The sequence below is a fragment of the Methylocaldum sp. genome, assembly GCF_039794385.1.
GTDB lineage: Bacteria > Pseudomonadota > Gammaproteobacteria > Methylococcales > Methylococcaceae > Methylocaldum.
The window spans coordinates 1-19,711 of the sequence record NZ_JBDIVO010000055.1 but is presented as its reverse complement, the minus strand read 5'-3'; the positions used below and the strand labels follow the sequence as shown (position 1 = coordinate 19,711).

17 protein-coding genes and 1 riboswitch are annotated in these 19,711 nt (G+C 60.3%); of the genes, 5 read left to right on the top strand and 12 right to left on the bottom strand.

The genetic code is table 11. From position 1 onward, the window contains the following. Positions 1–164 precede the first annotated feature (164 nt). Both ABJK70_RS07510 and ABJK70_RS07505 read right to left on the bottom strand, forming a co-directional pair. Positions 165–878 carry a DUF2490 domain-containing protein gene (locus tag ABJK70_RS07510; protein WP_077728201.1) on the bottom strand — a complete coding sequence of 238 codons (714 nt, stop codon included), beginning with the start codon at positions 876–878 and terminating at the stop codon, positions 165–167. A 77-nt stretch (positions 879–955) separates the two neighbouring features. Continuing rightward, a complete protein-coding gene (locus ABJK70_RS07505; RefSeq protein WP_347257690.1) occupies positions 956–1,849 on the bottom strand; it encodes a phosphoribosylaminoimidazolesuccinocarboxamide synthase in 894 nt (297 codons plus the stop codon). A gap of 165 nt (positions 1,850–2,014) precedes the next feature. Here ABJK70_RS07505 and djlA point away from each other — a divergent pair, with 165 nt between their 5' ends. Both djlA and ABJK70_RS07495 read left to right on the top strand, forming a co-directional pair. Continuing rightward, positions 2,015–2,842, top strand: a complete 828-nt coding sequence (gene djlA / locus ABJK70_RS07500; RefSeq protein WP_347257688.1) for a co-chaperone DjlA — start codon at positions 2,015–2,017, stop codon at positions 2,840–2,842. A gap of 42 nt (positions 2,843–2,884) precedes the next feature. Further along, positions 2,885–3,367, top strand: a complete 483-nt coding sequence (locus ABJK70_RS07495) for a YajQ family cyclic di-GMP-binding protein (protein ID WP_347257687.1) — start codon at positions 2,885–2,887, stop codon at positions 3,365–3,367. 170 nt (positions 3,368–3,537) lie between these two features. On the opposite strand, the gene ABJK70_RS07490 is transcribed toward ABJK70_RS07495, so the two are convergent. Next, positions 3,538–5,826 (bottom strand): nitric-oxide reductase large subunit, encoded by a 2,289-nt coding sequence (locus tag ABJK70_RS07490; RefSeq protein WP_347257686.1) that lies wholly within the window; start codon positions 5,824–5,826, stop codon positions 3,538–3,540. Then, positions 5,819–6,496, bottom strand: a complete 678-nt coding sequence (locus ABJK70_RS07485) for a hemerythrin domain-containing protein (protein ID WP_077728342.1) — start codon at positions 6,494–6,496, stop codon at positions 5,819–5,821. Before ABJK70_RS07485 ends, ABJK70_RS07490 begins: the two co-directional genes overlap by 8 nt. A 146-nt stretch (positions 6,497–6,642) precedes the next feature. On the opposite strand from ABJK70_RS07485, the gene norR (ABJK70_RS07480) reads away from it, so the two are divergent. After that, positions 6,643–8,208, top strand: a complete 1,566-nt coding sequence (gene norR / locus ABJK70_RS07480; RefSeq protein ID WP_347257685.1) for a nitric oxide reductase transcriptional regulator NorR — start codon at positions 6,643–6,645, stop codon at positions 8,206–8,208. On the opposite strand, the gene ABJK70_RS07475 is transcribed toward norR (ABJK70_RS07480), so the two are convergent. Continuing rightward, positions 8,194–8,589 carry a hypothetical protein gene (locus ABJK70_RS07475; protein WP_077728196.1) on the bottom strand — a complete coding sequence of 132 codons (396 nt, stop codon included), beginning with the start codon at positions 8,587–8,589 and terminating at the stop codon, positions 8,194–8,196. The two genes, norR (ABJK70_RS07480) and ABJK70_RS07475, sit on opposite strands and share 15 nt — an antisense overlap. 350 nt (positions 8,590–8,939) lie before the next feature. After that, on the bottom strand, positions 8,940–10,514 hold the full coding sequence (locus ABJK70_RS07470) for an efflux transporter outer membrane subunit (RefSeq protein ID WP_156879939.1): 1,575 nt from the start codon (positions 10,512–10,514) through the stop codon (positions 8,940–8,942). A 506-nt stretch (positions 10,515–11,020) separates the two neighbouring features. Here ABJK70_RS07470 and norR (ABJK70_RS07465) point away from each other — a divergent pair. Further along, the gene (norR, locus tag ABJK70_RS07465) at positions 11,021–12,571 is read left to right on the top strand and encodes a nitric oxide reductase transcriptional regulator NorR (protein WP_077728194.1); all 1,551 of its coding nucleotides are present in this window, start codon (positions 11,021–11,023) and stop codon (positions 12,569–12,571) included. Between the two features lie 143 nt (positions 12,572–12,714). Here the strand turns inward: norR (ABJK70_RS07465) and ABJK70_RS07460 are convergent, their stop codons facing one another. Together ABJK70_RS07460 and ABJK70_RS07455 are read right to left on the bottom strand one after the other, a co-directional pair. Next, the gene (locus tag ABJK70_RS07460) at positions 12,715–13,443 is read right to left on the bottom strand and encodes a 16S rRNA (uracil(1498)-N(3))-methyltransferase (protein WP_347257684.1); all 729 of its coding nucleotides are present in this window, start codon (positions 13,441–13,443) and stop codon (positions 12,715–12,717) included. Positions 13,444–13,445: 2 nt separating this feature from the next. Further along, positions 13,446–14,792, bottom strand: a complete 1,347-nt coding sequence (locus ABJK70_RS07455; protein WP_347257683.1) for an adenosylmethionine--8-amino-7-oxononanoate transaminase — start codon at positions 14,790–14,792, stop codon at positions 13,446–13,448. A 75-nt stretch (positions 14,793–14,867) separates the two neighbouring features. Between ABJK70_RS07455 and ABJK70_RS07450 the strand changes: the two genes are divergently transcribed. Further along, on the top strand, positions 14,868–15,416 hold the full coding sequence (locus ABJK70_RS07450) for a Uma2 family endonuclease (RefSeq protein ID WP_347257689.1): 549 nt from the start codon (positions 14,868–14,870) through the stop codon (positions 15,414–15,416). A gap of 3 nt (positions 15,417–15,419) precedes the next feature. On the opposite strand, the gene metF is transcribed toward ABJK70_RS07450, so the two are convergent. From metF to ABJK70_RS07430, 4 genes are all read right to left on the bottom strand, one after another. Further along, positions 15,420–16,277 (bottom strand): methylenetetrahydrofolate reductase [NAD(P)H], encoded by an 858-nt coding sequence (gene metF, locus ABJK70_RS07445; protein ID WP_347257682.1) that lies wholly within the window; start codon positions 16,275–16,277, stop codon positions 15,420–15,422. A 113-nt stretch (positions 16,278–16,390) separates the two neighbouring features. Further along, the gene (gene ahcY / locus ABJK70_RS07440; protein ID WP_077728189.1) at positions 16,391–17,809 is read right to left on the bottom strand and encodes an adenosylhomocysteinase; all 1,419 of its coding nucleotides are present in this window, start codon (positions 17,807–17,809) and stop codon (positions 16,391–16,393) included. 71 nt (positions 17,810–17,880) lie between these two features. Continuing rightward, positions 17,881–17,957: riboswitch (S-adenosyl-L-homocysteine riboswitch) on the bottom strand. A 35-nt stretch (positions 17,958–17,992) separates the two neighbouring features. Next, positions 17,993–19,162: a methionine adenosyltransferase gene (gene metK, locus ABJK70_RS07435; protein ID WP_077728188.1), complete on the bottom strand. Its 1,170-nt coding sequence runs from the start codon at positions 19,160–19,162 to the stop codon at positions 17,993–17,995. A 118-nt stretch (positions 19,163–19,280) separates the two neighbouring features. Further along, positions 19,281–19,711, bottom strand: a 431-nt coding sequence (locus ABJK70_RS07430) for a hypothetical protein (RefSeq protein ID WP_347257681.1), incomplete at its 5' end; no start/stop codon positions are given.

The following is a 19,711-nucleotide window of genomic DNA, read 5'->3' as shown; positions in this document are numbered from 1 at the left end:
ATGCCCGGCCGGAGATCATGTGCTGGCGCTTGGCCGGGTAATTGATGGAGCTTTGCTGAAGCCGGATGCAGCACCCCTGACGTACCGGGAGACCGGCGATATGGATGGCGCGGCGGCGATTTTTCCGGATCGTTTTTTCTGAAATGACGCCGCGCGCCCGGACATCAGTAATTCAAAAAGAGGCTGACCGACAATACATGGCTGATTCGGTCGGGAGCCTCGGCTCTCCGGATATATTGATTCATGTAGCCGATTTCGGTCCTGATTTCTTTATTGAAGTTGTAGCCCAATCCTACGAAGAGCCGGTTCTGATCAAGCCCATCGTCCCCGCTCCAGTCGGCTTTGTTGATTCTGACAAACACCTCTTCCCAGCCCACCAGGCTGAAGTCCGGTGCGAAGTCGAGCGGGACCGAAAGTTTTACGAATTGCCGGAAGCGCCAGCCGACATCGCTGCCGGTTTCGGCGAAGCGCTGCTCTAGCCGGGATCGGCTGGTGAAAGTGCCGAATGAAGTAGGCTGTGTCCACAGGAATTGCTGCCAGATACGATTTTCGTCGAAGCGCCGCCCGGTAAACGGCCGATCGGTGAAAATCCAGGCATAGCCCAGCCACACGCTTGCATTGTCGTTGAGCGCGTAACCCAGCGCGGGCCTCACCATGCTTTGTGACAAGCGGGAAGTATCCTCGCCGAAACGCCCCTGGCCTTCCAGCCAATAGCGGAAGCTTTTGAACTTCGGATCAATAAACCCGAAGCCGCCGACGGCGGTGACATTGCCCCAGGTTTGGAAATCTTCGAGCGATTCGGCTGAGGTAACGTGCGGCCCGGACAAAAAAATTGCCGGCAACAGCCAGCGGAGGCGCTGATTCGATCGGTATTTCATCGTCTACCCTGTCTCTTGAAAGCAAGTCGGGTATTATCGGGTCAACACTATCTGCGTCAACCCGTTTTCGCGACGACCTACGGCTTGGTCAGACGTTCCTCCGCTTCCCGATATTTTTCGGCCGTTTTGGTAATCACTTCAGGCGGCAAATGAGGAGCGGGAGGCTGTTTGTTCCAGGACAGAGTTTCCAAATAATCCCGTACGAATTGTTTGTCGAAGCTGGGCAGGCTGATGCCGACCCGGTACTGATCCACCGGCCAGAAACGGGACGAATCCGGAGTCAGCGCCTCGTCGATGAGATAGAGCTGGCCGGCATTATCCAGGCCGAATTCGAATTTGGTGTCGGCAATGATGATGCCCCGATCGAGGGCGTAGGCCGCCGCTTCGGTGTAAAGCTTAAGGCTGATGCGTCTGATTTGTTCCGCCAAATCTTTTCCGATCAGTTCGACGGTTTTCTCGAAACTGATATTTTCGTCGTGGCTGCCGAATTCCGCCTTGGTAGACGGTGTGAAAATGGCCTCAGGCAGTTTCTCCGCAAGCTGCAATCCCGGCGGTAGCGCGATACCGCAAACCGCTCCGTTCTTTTGATAATCCTTCCAGCCCGAGCCGATCAGATAACCGCGTACGACGGCTTCCACCGGAAGGGGCTTGAGTTTCTTGACGACGATTCCCCGCCCTTCTACCTGGGCGCGTTCGGCGGGATCGGAAATGACCCGATCCAGCGTCAGGCCGGACAAATGGTTGGGGACGATATGCTTAAGCCTTCCGAACCAGAAATTGGAAACCGAGGTGAGTACCCTGCCTTTTCCGGGAATGGGATCGGGCAGAATGCAATCGAACGCGGACAGGCGGTCGGTCGTGACGATCAACATGTGATCGTCGTCGATGTCATAAATGTCGCGGACTTTGCCGCGGCCGCGGAGGCTCAAGCTTTTCAGCGAGCTTTCGTATAGGGTGTCCGGGGCGTTCATCATTCCTCTTCGGCAACTGTGGTTGAAACGGACTATGGTCAAGACCCGATCGGCGTCTTGGCAGGCCGTAAAGCACGGACTGCGCCAACGTTGTGGGCTTTATGAATAACCGCCAATCATGTAACTTTGTGGCTTTCACTGCAAGAATAAAAGACCCTTTCAATCATGACTTGGCTCGGCAAGGTCGTCGGCGGGACGTTCGGTTTGTTCATGGGTGGACCGTTATTCGCTATTCTGGGCGCTGCCTTGGGGCACCAGTTCGACCGGGTCATGGGCAATGTCGGTCTGCTGCAAACGGATTTCGTTCCCGGTACACAAAATCGCGTGCAGATGGCCTTTTTCACCGTCACCTTTTCGGTGATGGGGCACATCGCCAAAGCCGACGGACGGGTGTCGGAAGCGGAAATCAAATCCGCTCGGGCCATCATGGATCGGATGGAGCTTTCGGAGGACATGCGCAAAACGGCCATCCGGCTGTTTAACGAAGGTAAGCGCTCCGATTTCCCGCTGGATGACACTTTGGATCAATTTCGAAGCGAATGTCGCCGCCGGTCTTCGCTGCTGCGTCTGTTCATCGAGTTCCAACTGGAGGCGGCCTATGCCGATGGCGTCCTTCATTCAGCGGAGGAACAGCTGCTGCTCCGAATCTGCGACCGGCTTCAGTTTTCCCGCTTCGAGTTTCATGCCGTCAAGGCCCGCATGGAAGCGGAACTGCGCTTTGCCCGCACGGGGAGCCAGTACTCTCAGTGGCGCCGAGAACGAGCCGCGGGCGCGCGCCGACCGTCGGCCGCCGATGCCTATGCCGTTCTGGGCATCACCCCGTCGGCCAGCGACCAAGAAATCAGGCGTGCTTACCGGAGGCTGATGAGCCAGCACCATCCCGACAAATTGGTCGCCAACGGCTTGCCCGAGGAAATGGTCAAACTAGCCACCGAAAAAACCCAGCAAATCAGGAGCGCTTATGACGTTATCGCCAAGGCACGCAAGTTCTGAGCGCTCGCGGCACTTTTCAAACACGTTCTGAGAGGACACGTCATGCCATCTTTCGACATCGTATCGGAAGTCAATCTGCACGAAGTGAGCAATGCGGTCGACCAGGCCAACCGCGAAGTCGGCACACGCTTCGATTTCAAGGGTTCCGACGCCCGTTACGATCTCGCGGAAGCCGTCGTGACCCTGCACGCGCAGAACGAATTCCAGCTTCAGCAGATGCTGGACATCCTGCACACCAAGCTGGCCAAGCGCGGGGTCGATATCGCCTGTCTCAAGATCGATCCGCCTCAGGTTTCCGGCAGGGAGGCGCGTCAGACCGTAACCTTGCGCCAGGGGATCGATTCGACGCTGGCCAAGACTATCGTCAAGCTGATCAAGGACAGCAAACTGAAAGTGCAGGCCGCGATTCAGGGCGAACAGGTCCGAGTGACGGGCAAGAAAAGAGACGATCTGCAAGATGTCATCGCACTGCTGCGCGAGGCCAAGCTGGAATTGCCATTGCAGTACGTCAATTTCCGGGATTGACCGGTTTCGGCGTGGCACGGGGACCGCTCCCGCAGCATTCAGCGCTTGTATGCCAGGCGCGGTCGTGCCCAATTCTGATGTGTGCGAGTGAATCTGCGGTTGTTACCGACCGGCAAGGCCGCCTGCCGACGCGCTTCGTCGGCAGGCGGCTTTCGGCAATCCTTTTGGGATCAGCTTCGTTCCGTTGCGAACGCGGGCTCTTCATCCTGCAGCGATAGCTGACTCGATCGCTGCAACAAGCCGCTGACGACCTGCCAGGCGATCGACAACGCGCCGACGATGAAGACGACATCGCCAAACGTGCGCACCCAGCGCAGCGTCTCGAGGACGGGTTGCTGCAGAAAGGCTTCGCTGCGCGCATACCACAGGCCCTGGCTGACGCTGGCATGGAACTGGAACAGTCCGATAGGTAAGAGACTGGTGGCTATCATCAGCACCAGCCCTGCATTGAGCCACCAGAAGCCCGTCTTCATCAGCCGCTCGCTGAACACCAATTCCGGACGGACATAGCGCAGCACCAGCAGCGTGAAGCCCAGCGCGAGGAAGCCGTACACGCCGAACAGTGCGGCATGGGCGTGCACCGGCGTGGTGTTGAGCCCTTGCACATAGTAGAGCGAAATCGGCGGATTGATCATGAAGCCGAATACGCCCGCGCCCAGCATGTTCCAGAAGGCGACGGCGATGAAACACATCAGCGGCCATTTCAGGTTCGTCATCCACGTCGCGCGATCCTTGAGACGCCAGTTCTCCCAGGCCTCGTAACCGAGCACCACCAGCGGAACCACTTCGAGCGCGCTGAAACTCGCGCCCACGGCCATGATCGGCGTGGTCGTGCCGGAGAAATAGAGGTGATGAAACGTGCCGGGCACGCCGCCGAGCATGAACAGCGAGGCCGAGGCCAGGCTGGCGGTCGTCGCCATGCGCACGGAAACGAGGCCCAGCGTGGAGAAGACGAAGGCCAGCGCCGTGGTGGCGAACACTTCGAAGAAACCTTCGACCCAAAGATGCACCACCCACCAGCGCCAGTACTCCATCACCGACAGGTGCGTGCGCTCGCCGTAGAAAAAGCCGGCGCTGTAAAAGAGGCCGATGGCCACGACCGAGGCGGTGAACAGGGCCAGCAGGTTTTTGTCGCCCGCCCGTTTGAAGGCCGGGACGATGCCGCGCAGCATCAGCACCAGCCAGAAGGCGACGCCGACAAACTTGCCGATCTGCCACAGCCGGCCGAGATCCACGTACTCGAATCCTTGATGGCCGAGCCAGAAGTTGAGCTCTTTCGGCATCACCTGCGCGATCGCCAGATAGTTGCCGATGAAAGAACCGAGCACCACGATGACCAGCGCCCAGAACAGGATATCGACGCCGGTCTTCTGATAGGCCGGGTCCTTTCCGCCGTTGATGAGCGGCGCGAGAAACAGGCCGGCCGCCAGAAAGCCCGTGGCGATCCAGAACAAGGCGCTCTGGATATGCCAGGTGCGCGCCAATGAATAAGGCAGCCATCTCGAAATATCGAGGCCGTAGAACTCTTGCCCTTCCACCGTGTAATGCGCGGTGAGACCGCCCAAGAGGACCTGGAAGGAGAACAGCGCGACCACCAGGAACAGATATTTCCCCAAGGCCCGTTGCGAGGGCGTGAGCGCGATCAGGGACAGGGGATCGCGCGCCGGGGCTTTCGGGTCGCTTTGATCGTGCTTCCGCAGGAACGCCCAGCCCCAGATCAGGAAGCCGACGCCGGCCATCATGAAGGCAACGCTGGCGATCGACCACACGATGTTCTCGCCGGTGGGCCGGTTGCCGATCAGCGGTTCGTGCGGCCAGTTGTTGGTATAGGTGGCGCTGGAACCGGGGCGCTCGGTTGCGGCGGCCCATGCGGTCCAGAAGAAAAAGGCCGAGAGGTCGCCACGCCGTTCGGCGCTCGGCAGCGTGGCCTCTTTCATGGCATAGCTTTCGCGGGTGCTCCGTAGCTCGGGCGCATCGCCGAACAGCCGGTCGTAATAAGCGGCAGTCCGTGCGATCGCTTCGGCTCGCTGCGCCGAGACAGTCGCGGTGCCGGTCGCTTCATCGAAGGTATTGTGCCGGTATTCATTCTTCAGGCGCGCCGTCAGTATCGCCTGGCGTTCCCCATCAAGGGCGTCGAAGTTCATGCCGTATTCCGCTTGTGCGGCCAGCTCCAGCCAGTTCGACAGTTCGCGGTGCAGCCAGTCGGCGGTCCAGTCCGGCGCCTGATAAGCGCCATGCCCCCAGATCGAGCCCAGCTGCATGCCGCCCACGGACTGCCAGGCGGTCTGTCCGTCGAGAATGCGGTTCTGGGTGTAAAGCGTCCGACCTTCGTGCGTGATGACGCGCTGCGGAATCGGCGGCGCGCTGCGATAGACTTCGGTGCCGTAATAACCGAGCACGGTGAAGGTCACGGCCAGTACGCCGATCAGCGTAAACCAGAGCTTGCGGTAATTACCCATGAGAGGCCTCCGTTTTATGGACTGGTGTGGCGGTTTCGAAAAGGACGTTGTTCTCGAGATAGATGTTTTCCATCAGGTCTACGCACAGCGCAGCCAGTCCCAGATACAGCGCACGCCAGGTATTGCAGGCGCCGGGCGGCGGGGTGAAGCCATCGGTGAGGCCGTTGAGGCGTTTGAGTGCTTCGCCGTAATGGTCATGCTCCATGCGCATGACCAGAATCAGCGTGCGCGCGAAGGCCCCTTCACCGCGAGCCAAAAGAGGGAACAACACCTGCTCCTCCGTCTGTATGTGACTTTCCAGCGCCTGTTCCAACACACTGAGGTGATCGGCCAGTCCTCGCGGGCATGAGGGATGCTCGCCGTGCGTCTGCTCGATCCGGCGCGCCAAGTGGATCAACTCCGGCAGTTGTCGGCGATGTCGTTGGTGAAAACGATCGAGGAGATGCGCGATGAGTGCCGACGGAGGCGCATTCTTCCAATCGGTCGTCTCGGAAGTCTGCTGCTCCTCAAGGCTTTCGAGCTTGTTATCGATCTCCTGTGCCCGCCGCCCTTTGGCTCGGACCGCTTCGCGGAGACTCTGTCCGTCGGGGCGACGGAATTTCGGTGCGTATTGTTGAAAGATCTGCGTTGTTCCGGCGAGACTGCCCGGAGGTTGGTCGAGTGTGTTCATGATCGGCTCCATTGAGAATTCCAATCTTCCCTTAGCAAGCCGTAGGCCACACAATCTCAATAATAAAATCCGTAACTTAAATAACTGAAGGTATTTTTAACCATAGCGTGTTATGGTTGTTACTACCATATACGGTAAATAACACCATGATTGAGAGCATGCTGGTCGCCGACCTGGCGGCCGACTTGCCGCAGGCTATGCGCTTGCAAAGACTGGTAAGCGCCTTGCGGACACAGTTTCGTTGCGGGGCGGTTGCCCTGCTGCGTTTGGAAGAAGCGCATTTGCGTCCGGTCGCCGTCGACGGCTTGGTACGCGATGCCTTGGGCAGGCGCTTTGCGATGAGCGAGCATCCGCGCCTCGCCGCCATTCTTTCGCGTCGCGAGCTCACGTGCTTCGATCACGACAGCACGCTGCCCGATCCGTACGACGGCCTCATCGAGACGCATGTCGGCGAGCCTCTCCCGGTGCATGACTGCATGGGCATCAGTTTGTACGTGGAAGATCAGCCGTGGGGCGCGGTCACGCTGGACGCCCTGGAAGTCGGCGTGTTCGACGATGCCGCGCGGGACTGTCTGCGCCAATACACGGCGTTGATCGAGGCTTCGATACGGGTGACCCGATTGGAAGCGGAAATCCGTGCGTTGCGCCTCGCTCACGATAAGGAACCCTTCTCGGCATCGCCGTTGGAAGACGACGGCGAGATCGTCGGTCAGAGCCAGGCCATCACTCAATTGTTGCGGGAGCTCGATGTCGTGGCCGATTCCGAACTCCCGGTGCTGTTGTTGGGCGAGACCGGCGTAGGCAAGGAATTGTTCGCGCGTAGGCTGCACCGCCTGTCGCGCCGTCGCGCTCAGCCGCTGGTCCACGTCAATTGCGCGGCCTTGCCCGAATCGCTGGCCGAGAGCGAGCTGTTCGGCCATGCCAAGGGAGCGTTCTCGGGGGCGGCGGTCGAGCGTCCGGGTCGCTTCGAGGCCGCCGAGAACGGCACGCTGTTTCTCGACGAGGTGGGCGAATTGCCGCTCGCGGTTCAGGCAAAGCTCTTGCGCACGCTGCAGAACGGAGAGGTTCAGCGCCTCGGCGAGGATCAACCACGGCATGTGAACGTGCGGGTGATCGCCGCGACCAATCGCAAGCTGCGCGACCAAGTACGTGACGGGGCTTTCAGGGCGGACCTTTATCACCGTCTCTCGGTTTATCCGGTGCACATACCGCCCCTGCGCGAGCGCGACAACGACGTGCTGCTATTGGCGGGCCGCTTTATCGAACTCAATCGCGCACGGCTGGGCTTGCGCAGTCTGCGGCTCGCTCCGGAAGCGGAAACTGCTCTCAGGCAATATCGCTGGCCGGGCAATGTGCGCGAACTGGAGCATGCGATCAGCCGTGCCGCCTTGAAGATCATGAGTCGTGGCGTCGATCGAAACGATATCGTCACCCTGCCCGTCGATTTGCTCGATCTCGACCTCGATCAGTTCGAACCTGGTCCCGATGTGGACTCCACGGCTTCGGTTCACGAACCGGCGGTGGTTTTCACGCTGCGTACGGCGGTTGAGGAAAGCCAACGCCGCTGCATACAGCACGCGCTTCGCTTGTGCGGCGGAAACTGGGCCAAGGCCGCGCGCCAGCTGGACGTGGACCCGAGCAATCTGCACAAGCTCGCGAGGCGGCTAGGTTTAAAGCCGGACGACGTACGAACGGGGCTAAGAGAAAAATGAGAACGTCGCGAGCAGAATGGCGCCGGCGATCACCCAATACCTCGGGCGAACCTTGTCGGCCCACTGCCGCGCGGTGACGAGTTCTTTCAGCCACCACGCCTTGGCAGCCGCGACAATCCCGCCGAGGATCGCCGTGATCTTTCTGACGATGAAGGGCGATAGACCCAGAAAAACCACCAGGCCAAACCAGGCGGTGACCATTTGCGCGCTTCGGGTAGATAGCCCGAAGTGTGTTTCCAGCAGGTGTTCGGACGCGAGCTCCACGACCTCCACGAAAAGATGAAGTCCTTCCAATAGGAAGGCAAAAACAGCATCGCCCTGAAACGCGATGACCAACAGAACCAGGGTGATCAGACTTCTGATCTGAATTTCTTTTCCCATGCTTACCTCGGGTGGATCGAGATGCTTCCGTCAGCATTCCCGGCGCGCATCTCCGAGCGACGATGGCTCGCGGAGATTGCCAAACGGTTGACGGTTTTATTGGGGGATAGCATTAGAGGAGTCCGTGATAGCCATACATCACTCGATTGCAGGTTGCCGTCCCGATTCGGCGCGGCTCGGCCGAGCCGTTCCGGAGACGGTTGCTCCGTAGCGGAGAGCCTGGGCGCGGCACGGTTCGCCTCTAACGAATCATTTTTCGGTACCAGATCGGCCATGGTGATTGCCTCTGCTTGTTGCGTTGCTCAACAGGACAGCGTCGGCGCTTGGTTCTCGTTTCTGCCGGCGCGCTCTCAGTCGGCGATCGATTGGGGGCGCGTGATGTCGGCGTTGTTCGTATATCCCCCGCCCAGGGCTTCGATCAGATCGGTCATGGCCACGAGTTGGTTGGTCTCCAGGCTCTTCAGCACATATTCCTGATTCAGAACCGCGTGCCGGCTCTGGAGTACCGTGCGGCGGTCGTCCAGTCCGGCTTGGAGGCGCGTCTGCGCGAGGTCGAGATCTTCCCGCTGTGAAACCAGGAGACGCAGGTGCGCCTCCAATATGTTGCGCGTCTCGCGCCAGCTGCTCAGGCTGTCTGCGACCTCTTGTATCGCCTGCACCAAGGTGTCGTTGTAGAGCTCGACCGCTCCGTCGTACTCTGCCCGCTGCGCCGACAGCTCGCCACGCAGGCGTCCGCCCTCGAACCAGGGCAGCCTGAGCCCCGGCGCGATCCCGTAAGCGAAACTCGAACCCGAGAACAGAACGTTGGCCAGGGAGCTCGCCCCTTTGGTGGTGAGCCTCAGGGCATTCACGCCGACGAAAGCGGTGAGATCGACCGTGGGCAGAAAGCGCGCCTTGGCCTCTTTGATCCTGTGCGCCGCCGCCTCGGTCCGATGGAGGGCGGCAGCCAGGTCCGGCCGATGCGCGAGCAGGCCTATGGGAAGCCGGGTGGGCAGCGGAATTCTTTCCGGGATGGTCACCGGATTGGCGAACAGTTGGCGGGTTTCGTCCGGGCTGGTACCCATCAGCCGGGCCAGTAGATTCCGCTGCACGTCCAATTGATCCTCGGTACCGGCTTCTCGTTTTTGGGCCGTTTCCAGGGCGATGTTCGCCCGCTTCACCGAGCTGGCAGACGTGAGGCCGCTTTCGAAGCGGGTATCGGCGAGCTCGAGCAGCTCATGACGCAGCTCCACCATTTCCCGGGCCAGATCGAGCTGCCGCTTGAGCGCCGCTCCGCGGAAGTAGGCTCGGGCGATGGCGGTCGTCAACTGCAGACGGACTTCCGCCTGTTCGGCCGCGGTCGCTTCCGCCTCGCCCAGCGCCGCTTCCAGCGCCGCTCGATTCTTTCCCCAGAAATCGAATTCGTAGCGGAGACTTACGGGGTTGATGCTGGCGAAAATGACGTTCGCGCCTGCCGCCTCTTCGCGATTGAGCGCGGCGAATACGCCGTTCTCCGAAATCCGTTCGTTGGCGAACTCCACGTCCGCGTCCAGGAAAGGCAAAAGTCTCGCGCCTTCCACTCGGGCCATGGCCTGCGCCTGGCGCAGCCTCGCCGCCGCTGCCTTGAGGCCGGGATTGTCCTTGAGTGCCACCGCCATGAGACGATTCAGTTCGGGACTATCGAACTGCCGCCACCATCGGTCTTCGGGCCATGCTCTCCTCGGCGTCAGGGGCTCCTTCTCGCGGGCTTCGGATAATCCATGCGCCATGTCGGGGGCGGGCATGAACTCCGCGCGCTTTCCGCCGGGCGGAATCCAGGCACACCCTGCGGCAAGGAGTACGCATCCGACGGCGAGCCCGGCCCAAAGGCTTCGACCTCTAGCAAACGCGGGAGTGGACAAGTTGAAGCGCCAGCTATGCAGGCGCCCTGAGAAAATCACTAGCATCCACTGTCCTCGCAGTAAACTTTTATCGGCGCCCCGGTTTGCCGAAATTGCTCGCGGCACCGGGCCTGTTCATTGGTCACCTGAAGCTGGCGTTTGCGCAGGGTCGTTCGACACGCATTCGGAAAAGTCGGCGATGACCGATTGGACGAGACCGGCCGTGAGTACCTGACGGATTCACACGGGTTGCTGCCGATGGTGAAGCATTCCGGATGACGGGGGGCTTCTCGGGAACGCCAGGCATTAGGCTGCAGGCGGCGAACCCTAGGCACCGTTTCGGCCGGTCCTGTCGGCTAGACAGTGGCAGGATCAGTGCCAATTTGTAACTAACTGAACTAAATGAGAAACTTTCAAACGCAATTCTGAGCAAAATTGTCAGATACAGTCATTTTGACTACATGCACTCGTCAGTCATCAGATAAGTTACTGAGCTACAAACAAATCGTACGAGAAAGACTGACCGACTCATCGTTGTCATTTCGCCACACAAAATGATTTGATTAAGAACGATGTCATTTTTACTCGATACGTTTGGCGATTCGCAGAACGCTCTGCTCGACACTGTCCTGGATTTGACCGCGTGCCTGCCGTCGAGAGAGAGATATACCCGGCTCCTCGCCGCGTTGAGCCGGGTGGTTGGGAACGATGCCTGTGCCTTGTTGCGCTGTCAGGGCGATGTCCTGGTGCCTACCGCCTCCCAAGGACTTAACGCCGAAGTCATGGGCCGGCAGTTCCGGCCCGAAGAGCAGCCACGCCTGGCCGCTGCTCTCGCTTCCCGGAAGCCGGTCCGCTTTCCGGCCGACGATTCGCGGCCGGACCCTTACGACGGGCTGCTGCTCAATGATTCCGGAGGGCGATTGCAGGTCCACTCCTGCGTTGGGTGCGCCCTGTATTCCGAAGATGACTTATTCGGTGTATTAACGGTCGACTCCCTGGCGCCCGGCGCCTTCGACGGGATCGAAGACCGGGTATTCGAGATTTTCGCCTCGATAGCCGCCGTGGCGATGCGCTACGAAACCTTCATCAACGCGCTGGAAGCCTTGGCGAATCATCGCGGGCTGGTCAGCCGGGAACTGGTGCGGGAAGCCTTGCTGCGCGGTGGTCGAATGCTGGGCGAAAGCCCGGTCATGCGGGACCTGAACCGAGAGATCGATATCGTCGCACGGTCCGATCTGACGGTTCTTCTGACGGGGGAAACCGGTGTCGGCAAGGAGGTGGTGGCCCGCACTCTCCACGCGCGTTCGCGGCGCGCCGACCAGCCTCTGGTCCATGTCAATTGTGCTGCGCTTCCGGAGACTCTGGCGGAAAGCGAACTGTTCGGACACGTGCGCGGTGCTTTTAGCGGCGCGAACGCCGACCGATCCGGCAAATTCGAACTCGCGGACGGCGGTACCTTGTTCCTGGATGAAATCGGTGAACTGCCGCTCTCGATTCAGGCGAAGCTGCTACGGGTATTGCAGTTCGGAGAGATTCAGCGCCTGGGATCGGACAAGAATCATCGGGCCGATGTCCGCATCATCGCGGCGACCAATCGTCATTTGGCGGAGGAAGTGAAAGCCGGCCGATTCCGAGCCGATCTTTACCATCGGCTGAGCATCTATCCCTTGCATGTACCTCCGCTCCGGGAGCGGATCGAGGACATACCGTTGCTGGCGGGGCATTTTCTGGATCAGGCACGGGTGCGCCTGGGCCTTGATCGGGTGCAGTTGGCGTCTTCGGCCGTCGAGGCCCTGACACGCTATAGCTGGCCGGGAAACATACGGGAACTCGAGCATGTGATCCTCCGGGCAGCGTTGCGCGCTTCCAGCCGGGGGAGTTCGGTGATGCTCCAGGTCGAAGATCTCGCGATTGGGGGCATGTCGGCGCCAAAGCGAGTGCCAGAGGTCGAGTCGGCCAGCGGCACGTCGCGGTCTCTGGCGGAAGCAGTAGCGGACCTTCAGCGGCAGGAGATACGCGCCGCTTTGGACCGCTCCTCTCAAAACTGGTCGGAAGCTGCGCGGCGGCTGGGACTCGACCGCAGCAATCTGTACCGCCTGGCGAGGCGACTGGGAATCAAGTAGGCCAGCCGTGCAATCGGGTGCGTAGCGGCTTCACCCAAACGGTGAGATCGGTAGCAGGTAGGACGGTCACAATTCATACGGCTTTTCTATTCCTTCTAAGCGGTCAACTGCCGTTTCTAGGACGATGTGCTCGCGCGACCGCATCAGCCTAAATCGCCCCAAATCGCTTGTATCGCCGACAGTGCGGCGAGTACGGCGGTTTCGGTCCGGAGGATTCGGGGTCCCAGCCTAACCGGGATGAACCCCGCTTCCCGGGCCAGCGTGCGCTCCTTCTCCGCGAAGCCTCCCTCGGGTCCCGAAAGGATACTTACTAAGCCTCCCGGCGGCGGAAGATTCTTCAGTCCGACCGCGCCTTGCGGGTCGAAAAATAGCCGCAAGCCTTCGCGTCCTACCACCCAATCCTTAAGCTCGATCGGTTCCTCGACCTCGGGTACGCGGTTCCGGCCGCATTGCTCGCAGGCGCTGCGCGTCACTCTCTGCCAGTGCTGGCGCCGGTTTCCGCGTCGCGTATCGTCGAGGCGAACCACGCAATGTTCGGTGAACAAGGGCGTAATTCGGCTCACTCCGAGCTCCACCGCTTTCTGGATGGCGAGATCCATGCGTTCGCCGCGCGAGATGCCGAGGCCGAGGTGAGTGGTGAGCGGCGATTCGACTTCGCGGTTTCGCCCGTCGCCGATTTCCACGTGAACCTCATCGCGTCCTATAGCCGAAACCCGAGCCGAATATTCGCGCCCGTCGCCGTTGAACACGGTCAGGTCGGCCCCTTTTTTGAGCCGAAGCACGGTGCGGAGATAGTGGGCGCTTTCCTCGTCCAGCCGAAGGACCGCGCCTTCTTCGAGCGTTTTCTGAAGATAAAGCCTGGAAACACGCATAGCTAATCTTTCGTTGCGATATCGATGGCTTCGCCCGCGACATCCGCCATGAAACGGATTTGGTCGGGGGTGATGACGTATGGCGGCATGAAATAGATGACGTTGCCCAGAGGACGCAACAACACGCCCCTCGTCAGCCCGTGACGATACACGCGAAGCCCGCGCCGTTCCTGCCAGGGGTAAGGTTCGCGATCGGCCTTGTTCCTGACCAGTTCGATGGCCAGAATCATCCCGGTCTGGCGGACTTCGGCGACGTGCGGATGATCCTCGAACGCCGCGGATTCGGCCATGGCCTGTGCCAGCCGTTTGTTGGCCACCAAAGTGTTTTCCCGCTCGAACAGATCCAGCGTCGCCAGCGCTGCTCGGCAAGCGAGAGCGTTTCCGGTATAGCTGTGCGAATGCAGGAATGCCTTGAGCCTGGCATATTCATCGTAAAAGGCGGCGTAGACCGCCTCGGTGGTCAGCACGCAGGACAGCGGCAGGTACCCGCCCGTCAGCCCTTTAGACAGACACATGAAATCCGGCCGGATATCCGCCTGCTCGCAGGCGAAGAAAGTGCCGGTACGTCCGAAGCCGACGGCGATCTCGTCGGCGATCAGGTGCACGCCGTGGCGGTCGCAGGACTCCCGCAAGAGCTTCAGATAAACGGGGTCGTACATGCGCATGCCGCCCGCGCATTGAACCAGGGGCTCGACGATGACCGCGCAGGCCTCCGCCGCGTGAGCCGCGAGTGTCCGTTCCATCTCGGCGAATTTCCGCCGGGAATAATCCGCCCAGGTTTCTCCCGGCTCCCGATGATAGCAGTCGGGACTCTCGACGGTGATGGGTTTCAGCAAGAGCGGCTCGTAGGTCTCCTTATAGAGCGCCACGTCGCCGACGGCCAAGGCGCCCAAGGTTTCGCCGTGATAGCTGTTGCTCAAGGCGATGAAGCGGGTCTTCTCCGGTTTTCCGGCGTTTCGCCAGAAATGGAAGCTCATTTTGAGCGCCACCTCGACCGCGGACGAGCCGTTGTCGGCATAGAAACAGCGGGATAGTCCTTTCGGCGCAAGGCCGATCAGCCGTTCGGCCAGCCGGACCGCCGGTTCGTGCGTGAATCCGGCCAAGATTACGTGTTCCAGCGTTTCGAGTTGATCCTTGAGCGCGGCCTTGATGTAAGGGTGGCCGTGGCCGAACAGATTCACCCACCAGGAACTGATAGCGTCGAGATAACGGTTGCCTGCGAAGTCTTCCAGCCACACCCCCTGCCCGCGCTTGATCGGTATCGGCGGCAGGGCTTCGTGGTCCTTCATCTGAGTGCAGGGGTGCCAGAGGACGGCGAGGTCGCGGCTGGACCAGTCGTGGTTGTTCATGGTCGAATACAGGAATCAAGTGAAAATGGCGTTGATCGCATAGGAGATACAGTCGTGAGCCGGCCTCATACTCTGATGACTCCGAATCCTTACGAACGCTTGCTCGCGCTGCCGGAAAACCTGGTGGGCGAAGTGCTCGACGGCGAGCTGTATACCCAGCCCCGCCCCGCCGGGCGCCACGCCGCGGCGGAGTCCGGTCTGCAGAGCAAAATCGGTGGGCCATTCCGCTACGGCGACGGCGGCCCCGGCGGGTGGTGGATCCTGGTGGAACCGGAAGTCCACTTCGTTCGTGACACCGAAGTCGCCGTGCCCGATCTCGCCGGCTGGCGGCGGGAACGGATGCCGACGCTGCCCGAAGACCACCGTTTCGAAGTGGTACCGGACTGGGTGTGCGAAATTCTTTCGCCCTCGACCGAGCAGAAGGACCGTACCCGAAAGCTGCCATTGTACGCCCGTTACGGGGTTTCCTATGCCTGGCTGGTCGACCCTCTGGTACATACCCTGGAAGCCTTCGCGCTGCGCGAAGAAGGCTGGCTGCTCATCGCTACGCTCAAGGACGACGATCCGGTCAAGGTTCCGCCCTTCGACGCTATCACCTTCTCGCTGGCGGATCTGTGGGCGTGAGGCTCAATCCGCCCCAATCCCCATATTCCTCCAAATCCCCAACACCGCCTCGGCACGATTCAGCGTGTAGAAATGCAGTCCTGGCGCGCCCTGCTCCAACAGCCGTCGGCACAGGTCGGTCACCACTTCTAGACCAAACGCGCGGATCGATTTGCGGTCATCGCCGAACACCTCGAGCCGTTTCCGTATCCAACGCGGGATATCCGCTCCGCAGGCGTCGGAAAACCGGGCCAGTTGCGTGTAATTGGAGATCGGCATGATGCCGGGCACGATGGGAATGTCGATGCCCATTTTTTCGCAGTCGTCGACGAAGCGGAAATAGGCTTCGGGATTGTAAAAATACTGGGTAATGGCGCTGTCGGCGCCGGCCTCGACCTTGCGCTTGAAGTTGCGCAAATCGGCCTCCATGCTGGCCGCCTGGGGATGCATTTCCGGGTAGGCCGCCACTTCGATGTGGAAGTGATCGCCCGTTTCCCGACGGATGAATTCCACCAGTTCGTTGGCGTAACGGAATTCTCCCGGTGACAGCATGCCGGAGGGCATGTCCCCGCGCAGCGCGACGATATGCCGGATGCCCTGATTTTTATAGGCTTCCAGAACCTCCCGCACGCTAGTCTTGGTGGACGCGATGCACGAGATATGAGGAGCCGCCTCGATGCCGGTATTCCGCTGGATTTCGACCACCGTCTCGAAGGTCTTCTCCCGCGTCGTTCCGCCCGCGCCGAACGTCACCGAACAGAATTTCGGCTTGAGCGCGGCCAGTTTCGCCAGGTTCGTGCGGAAAGCGTCTTCCGCTTCATGATTCTTCGGCGGGAAGAATTCCAGGCTGAAGATTCTCGGATATTTTTTTTGCGATTCCATGGGAGTCATCGTATCTCAGATAGAAGAAATCCTGCACAAGGCAGGATTTCTTCGTGGTCAGAACGGTAAGCGTAGGGCAAACGGTTTTCTACCCTATTTGCTGCCTCGCAGGATCAATACCGGTAATGATCCGGTTTGTACGGGCCGTCCACCGGTACGCCGATGTACGCCGCCTGTTCCGGCGTCAACTGCGTGAGCTGTGCGCCGATCTTCTTGAGATGCAGGCGCGCCACGTGCTCGTCCAGATGTTTCGGCAGCACATAAACCTTGTTCTGGTACTTGTTGCCATGGCAGAACAGCTCGATCTGGGCCAAGGTCTGGTTGGTGAACGAGTTCGACATGACGAAGCTCGGATGACCCGTGGCGCAGCCGAGGTTCACCAAGCGCCCTTCGGCCAGCAGGATGATGCGCTTGCCGTCCGGAAAGATGACGTGGTCGACCTGCGGCTTGATGTTTTCCCAGGTGTACTTCCTGAGACTCGCGACCTCGATTTCCGAGTCGAAATGGCCGATGTTGCAGACGATGGCGTTGTTCTTCATCTTTGCCATGTGATCATGGCTGATGACGCCAACGTTGCCGGTGGCGGTGACGAAGATGTCGCCCTTGTCGCACGCGTCGTCCATGGTGACCACGCGGTAGCCTTCCATCGCCGCCTGCAAGGCGCAGATCGGATCGATTTCGGTGACCCATACGGTGGCGCCGAGGCCACGGAACGCTTGGGCGCAGCCCTTGCCCACGTCGCCGTAGCCGAGGACCACGCAGATCTTGCCCGCAATCATCACGTCGGTGGCGCGCTTGATGCCGTCCACCAGCGATTCGCGGCAGCCGTACAAATTGTCGAACTTGGACTTGGTCACCGAATCATTGACGTTGATCGCCGGGAACGGCAAGCGGCCTTCCTGCTCCATCAGGTACAGGCGGTGCACGCCGGTGGTGGTTTCCTCGGTGACGCCCTTGATGTTGGCGAGCACTTTCGAATACCAGCCCGGCTGGGAAGCCAGACGCTTCTTGATGGCGGCGAACAGTACCTCTTCCTCTTCGCACGTCGGCTTGTCCAGGAGCGAGGGGTTCTTTTCGGCGCGAGAACCCAGCGTGATCAGCAGGGTCGCGTCACCGCCGTCGTCGAGAATCATGTTCGGCGTGCCGCCGTCGTGCCACTCGAAGATGCGGTGAGTGAATTCCCAGTATTCTTCCAGGGATTCGCCCTTGTAGGCGAACACCGGGATGCCGGCGGCGGCGATGCCCGCAGCGGCGTGGTCCTGGGTGGAGAAGATATTGCAGGACGCCCAGCGCACTTCCGCGCCCAGAGCCACCAGGGTCTCGATCAATACGGCGGTCTGAATGGTCATGTGCAGACTGCCGGCGACGCGGGCGCCCTTGAGCGGTTGCAGTGCGCGATACTCCTCGCGCACCGCCATCAGGCCCGGCATTTCGGTCTCGGCGATGGCGATTTCCTTGCGGCCCCAGTCGGCCAGGGAAATATCGGCGACGCGATAGTCGTTGGATGAATCAGGATTTGCGACAGCGTTCATGTTTCATGCTCCTCATTGCGTGAATTTCTCCACCGGCCACAAACACTGGTCAGGTGTCCCGACCAGCGGAGATGAACCGAGCGCCGTTGACATAACAGTTGCGCCGACCGAGCCTGGCGGATGTCCCGTCGCAGCGCTCCTCAGCCCGCACAACACCGCCTCACCCGGCGGCCGGGTAAAACATTACAGAGCGGATAAGCCGGCCGCTTCGCGCAGTGCCTCGGCCTTGTCGGTCTTCTCCCAGGTAAACGTGTCCTCGGTGCGGCCGAAATGTCCGTAAGCGGCCGTGGGGCGATAAATCGGCTGCAGAAGATCCAGCATGCGGATCAGCCCCTTCGGCCGCAGATCGAAATACTCGCGCACCAGCTGCACCAGGCGTTCCTCGGCGATGACCCCCGTGCCGAAAGTATTGACGCTGATGGAGGTCGGCTCGGCCACCCCGATGGCATAGGACACCTGAATTTCGCAGCGTTCGGCCAAACCTGCGGCGACGATGTTCTTGGCCACGTAGCGGCCCATGTACGCCGCCGAGCGGTCCACCTTGGACGGGTCCTTGCCGCTGAATGCGCCGCCGCCGTGCCGTGCCATGCCGCCGTAGGAATCGACGATGATCTTGCGGCCGGTGAGTCCGCAGTCGCCGACCGGACCGCCGATGACGAACTTGCCGGTGGGGTTGATGAAGTACTTGGTGTCCTTGTGCAGCCATTCCTTCGGAAGGACGTGGAGGATAATTTCGTCCATCACCGCCTCACGCAGGATTTTCGGATCGATATCCGGTGAGTGTTGGGTGGACAGAACCACGGCATCGATGGCGACCGGCTTGCTGTCCTCGTAGCGGAAGGTCACCTGGCTCTTGGCGTCAGGACGCAGCCAGGGCAGAAATTTCTTTTTTCTCACTTCCGCCTGGCGCTGCACCAGCCGGTGGGCGTAAGTGATGGGAGCCGGCATCAACACATCGGTCTCGTTGGACGCGTAACCGAACATCAGGCCCTGATCGCCGGCTCCTTGTTCGTGGTCGTCGGATTCGTCGACGCCCATGGCGATGTCGGGCGACTGTTTACCGATGGCCGTGAGCACCGCGCAGCTTTCCCAGTCGAACCCGATCGACGGATCGTCGTAGCCGATTTCGCGCACGACCTGGCGTACCAGCGTCTCGGTATCCACCCAGGCCGATGTGGTAACTTCGCCCGCCAAAATCACCATTCCGGTCTTGACCAAGGTTTCGACGGCCACTCTGGCCCTCGGGTCTTGTCTCAGCATTTCGTCCAGAACGGCATCGGAGACTTGATCGGCGATCTTGTCCGGATGGCCTTCGGAAACGGATTCGGAAGTAAAGATAAAGTTGTTGCTCACAGTATGACCTTCCTTAAAAACGGTGATTACGAGCGGGCCTAAAAGCCCGCCATTATAGGGTAATGGGATAGACCGACCAAATTTTTGCGGCAAAAGTCAATGGGCATCCGGCGCAGTCTCAAATCACCCGGAAAACCGCATTCAGCCCGAGCAGCAGAAAGCTAAACGGAATCGATGCTAACAGAAGAAACAAGGAGACGACGAGGCCGGCGCGAATGCCGATCGGTCGTCCAGTCCGATCGAAGCGGACGCCAAAGCCGTAAAGAGCACCGAGCATCTGTGATGCCACCGCGATTACAAAAATCAGGATATACCGTTCTTCCAGGCGAAATGCATGCGCCAGTATGTCGCTCGACACCGTGAGCATCAGCGGCGCGTAAACCACGGCGGACGGCAAGGCGAGGCCGTAAGCGCGGGGGAGCGTCAGGCGGATTCCGACCGTTCGTCGCACCGCGAACCGCAATGCCGCCATCCACGGAAGATTGATGATGAGGTAAATCAGGACCAGCCTGGAAAAATCGTCGACCGAGTACGCGGACGGGCGGAGTA

Excerpts from the sequence above, each read along its gene's own strand:
- ABJK70_RS07490 (WP_347257686.1), bottom strand. The coding sequence starts at position 5,826 with ATGGGTAATTACCGCAAGCTCTGGTTTACGCTGATCGGCGTACTGGCC.
- ABJK70_RS07475 (WP_077728196.1), bottom strand. The coding sequence starts at position 8,589 with ATGGGAAAAGAAATTCAGATCAGAAGTCTGATCACCCTGGTTCTGTTG.
- ABJK70_RS07455 (WP_347257683.1), bottom strand. The coding sequence starts at position 14,792 with ATGAACAACCACGACTGGTCCAGCCGCGACCTCGCCGTCCTCTGGCAC.
- djlA (WP_347257688.1), top strand. The coding sequence starts at position 2,015 with ATGACTTGGCTCGGCAAGGTCGTCGGCGGGACGTTCGGTTTGTTCATG.
- norR (WP_347257685.1), top strand. The coding sequence starts at position 6,643 with ATGATTGAGAGCATGCTGGTCGCCGACCTGGCGGCCGACTTGCCGCAG.
- metF (WP_347257682.1), bottom strand. The coding sequence starts at position 16,277 with ATGGAATCGCAAAAAAAATATCCGAGAATCTTCAGCCTGGAATTCTTC.
- norR (WP_077728194.1), top strand. The coding sequence starts at position 11,021 with ATGTCATTTTTACTCGATACGTTTGGCGATTCGCAGAACGCTCTGCTC.
- ABJK70_RS07505 (WP_347257690.1), bottom strand. The coding sequence starts at position 1,849 with ATGAACGCCCCGGACACCCTATACGAAAGCTCGCTGAAAAGCTTGAGC.
- ABJK70_RS07495 (WP_347257687.1), top strand. The coding sequence starts at position 2,885 with ATGCCATCTTTCGACATCGTATCGGAAGTCAATCTGCACGAAGTGAGC.
- ahcY (WP_077728189.1), bottom strand. The coding sequence starts at position 17,809 with ATGAACGCTGTCGCAAATCCTGATTCATCCAACGACTATCGCGTCGCC.
- ABJK70_RS07470 (WP_156879939.1), bottom strand. The coding sequence starts at position 10,514 with ATGCTAGTGATTTTCTCAGGGCGCCTGCATAGCTGGCGCTTCAACTTG.
- ABJK70_RS07450 (WP_347257689.1), top strand. The coding sequence starts at position 14,868 with ATGACTCCGAATCCTTACGAACGCTTGCTCGCGCTGCCGGAAAACCTG.
- ABJK70_RS07485 (WP_077728342.1), bottom strand. The coding sequence starts at position 6,496 with ATGAACACACTCGACCAACCTCCGGGCAGTCTCGCCGGAACAACGCAG.
- ABJK70_RS07510 (WP_077728201.1), bottom strand. The coding sequence starts at position 878 with ATGAAATACCGATCGAATCAGCGCCTCCGCTGGCTGTTGCCGGCAATT.
- ABJK70_RS07460 (WP_347257684.1), bottom strand. The coding sequence starts at position 13,443 with ATGCGTGTTTCCAGGCTTTATCTTCAGAAAACGCTCGAAGAAGGCGCG.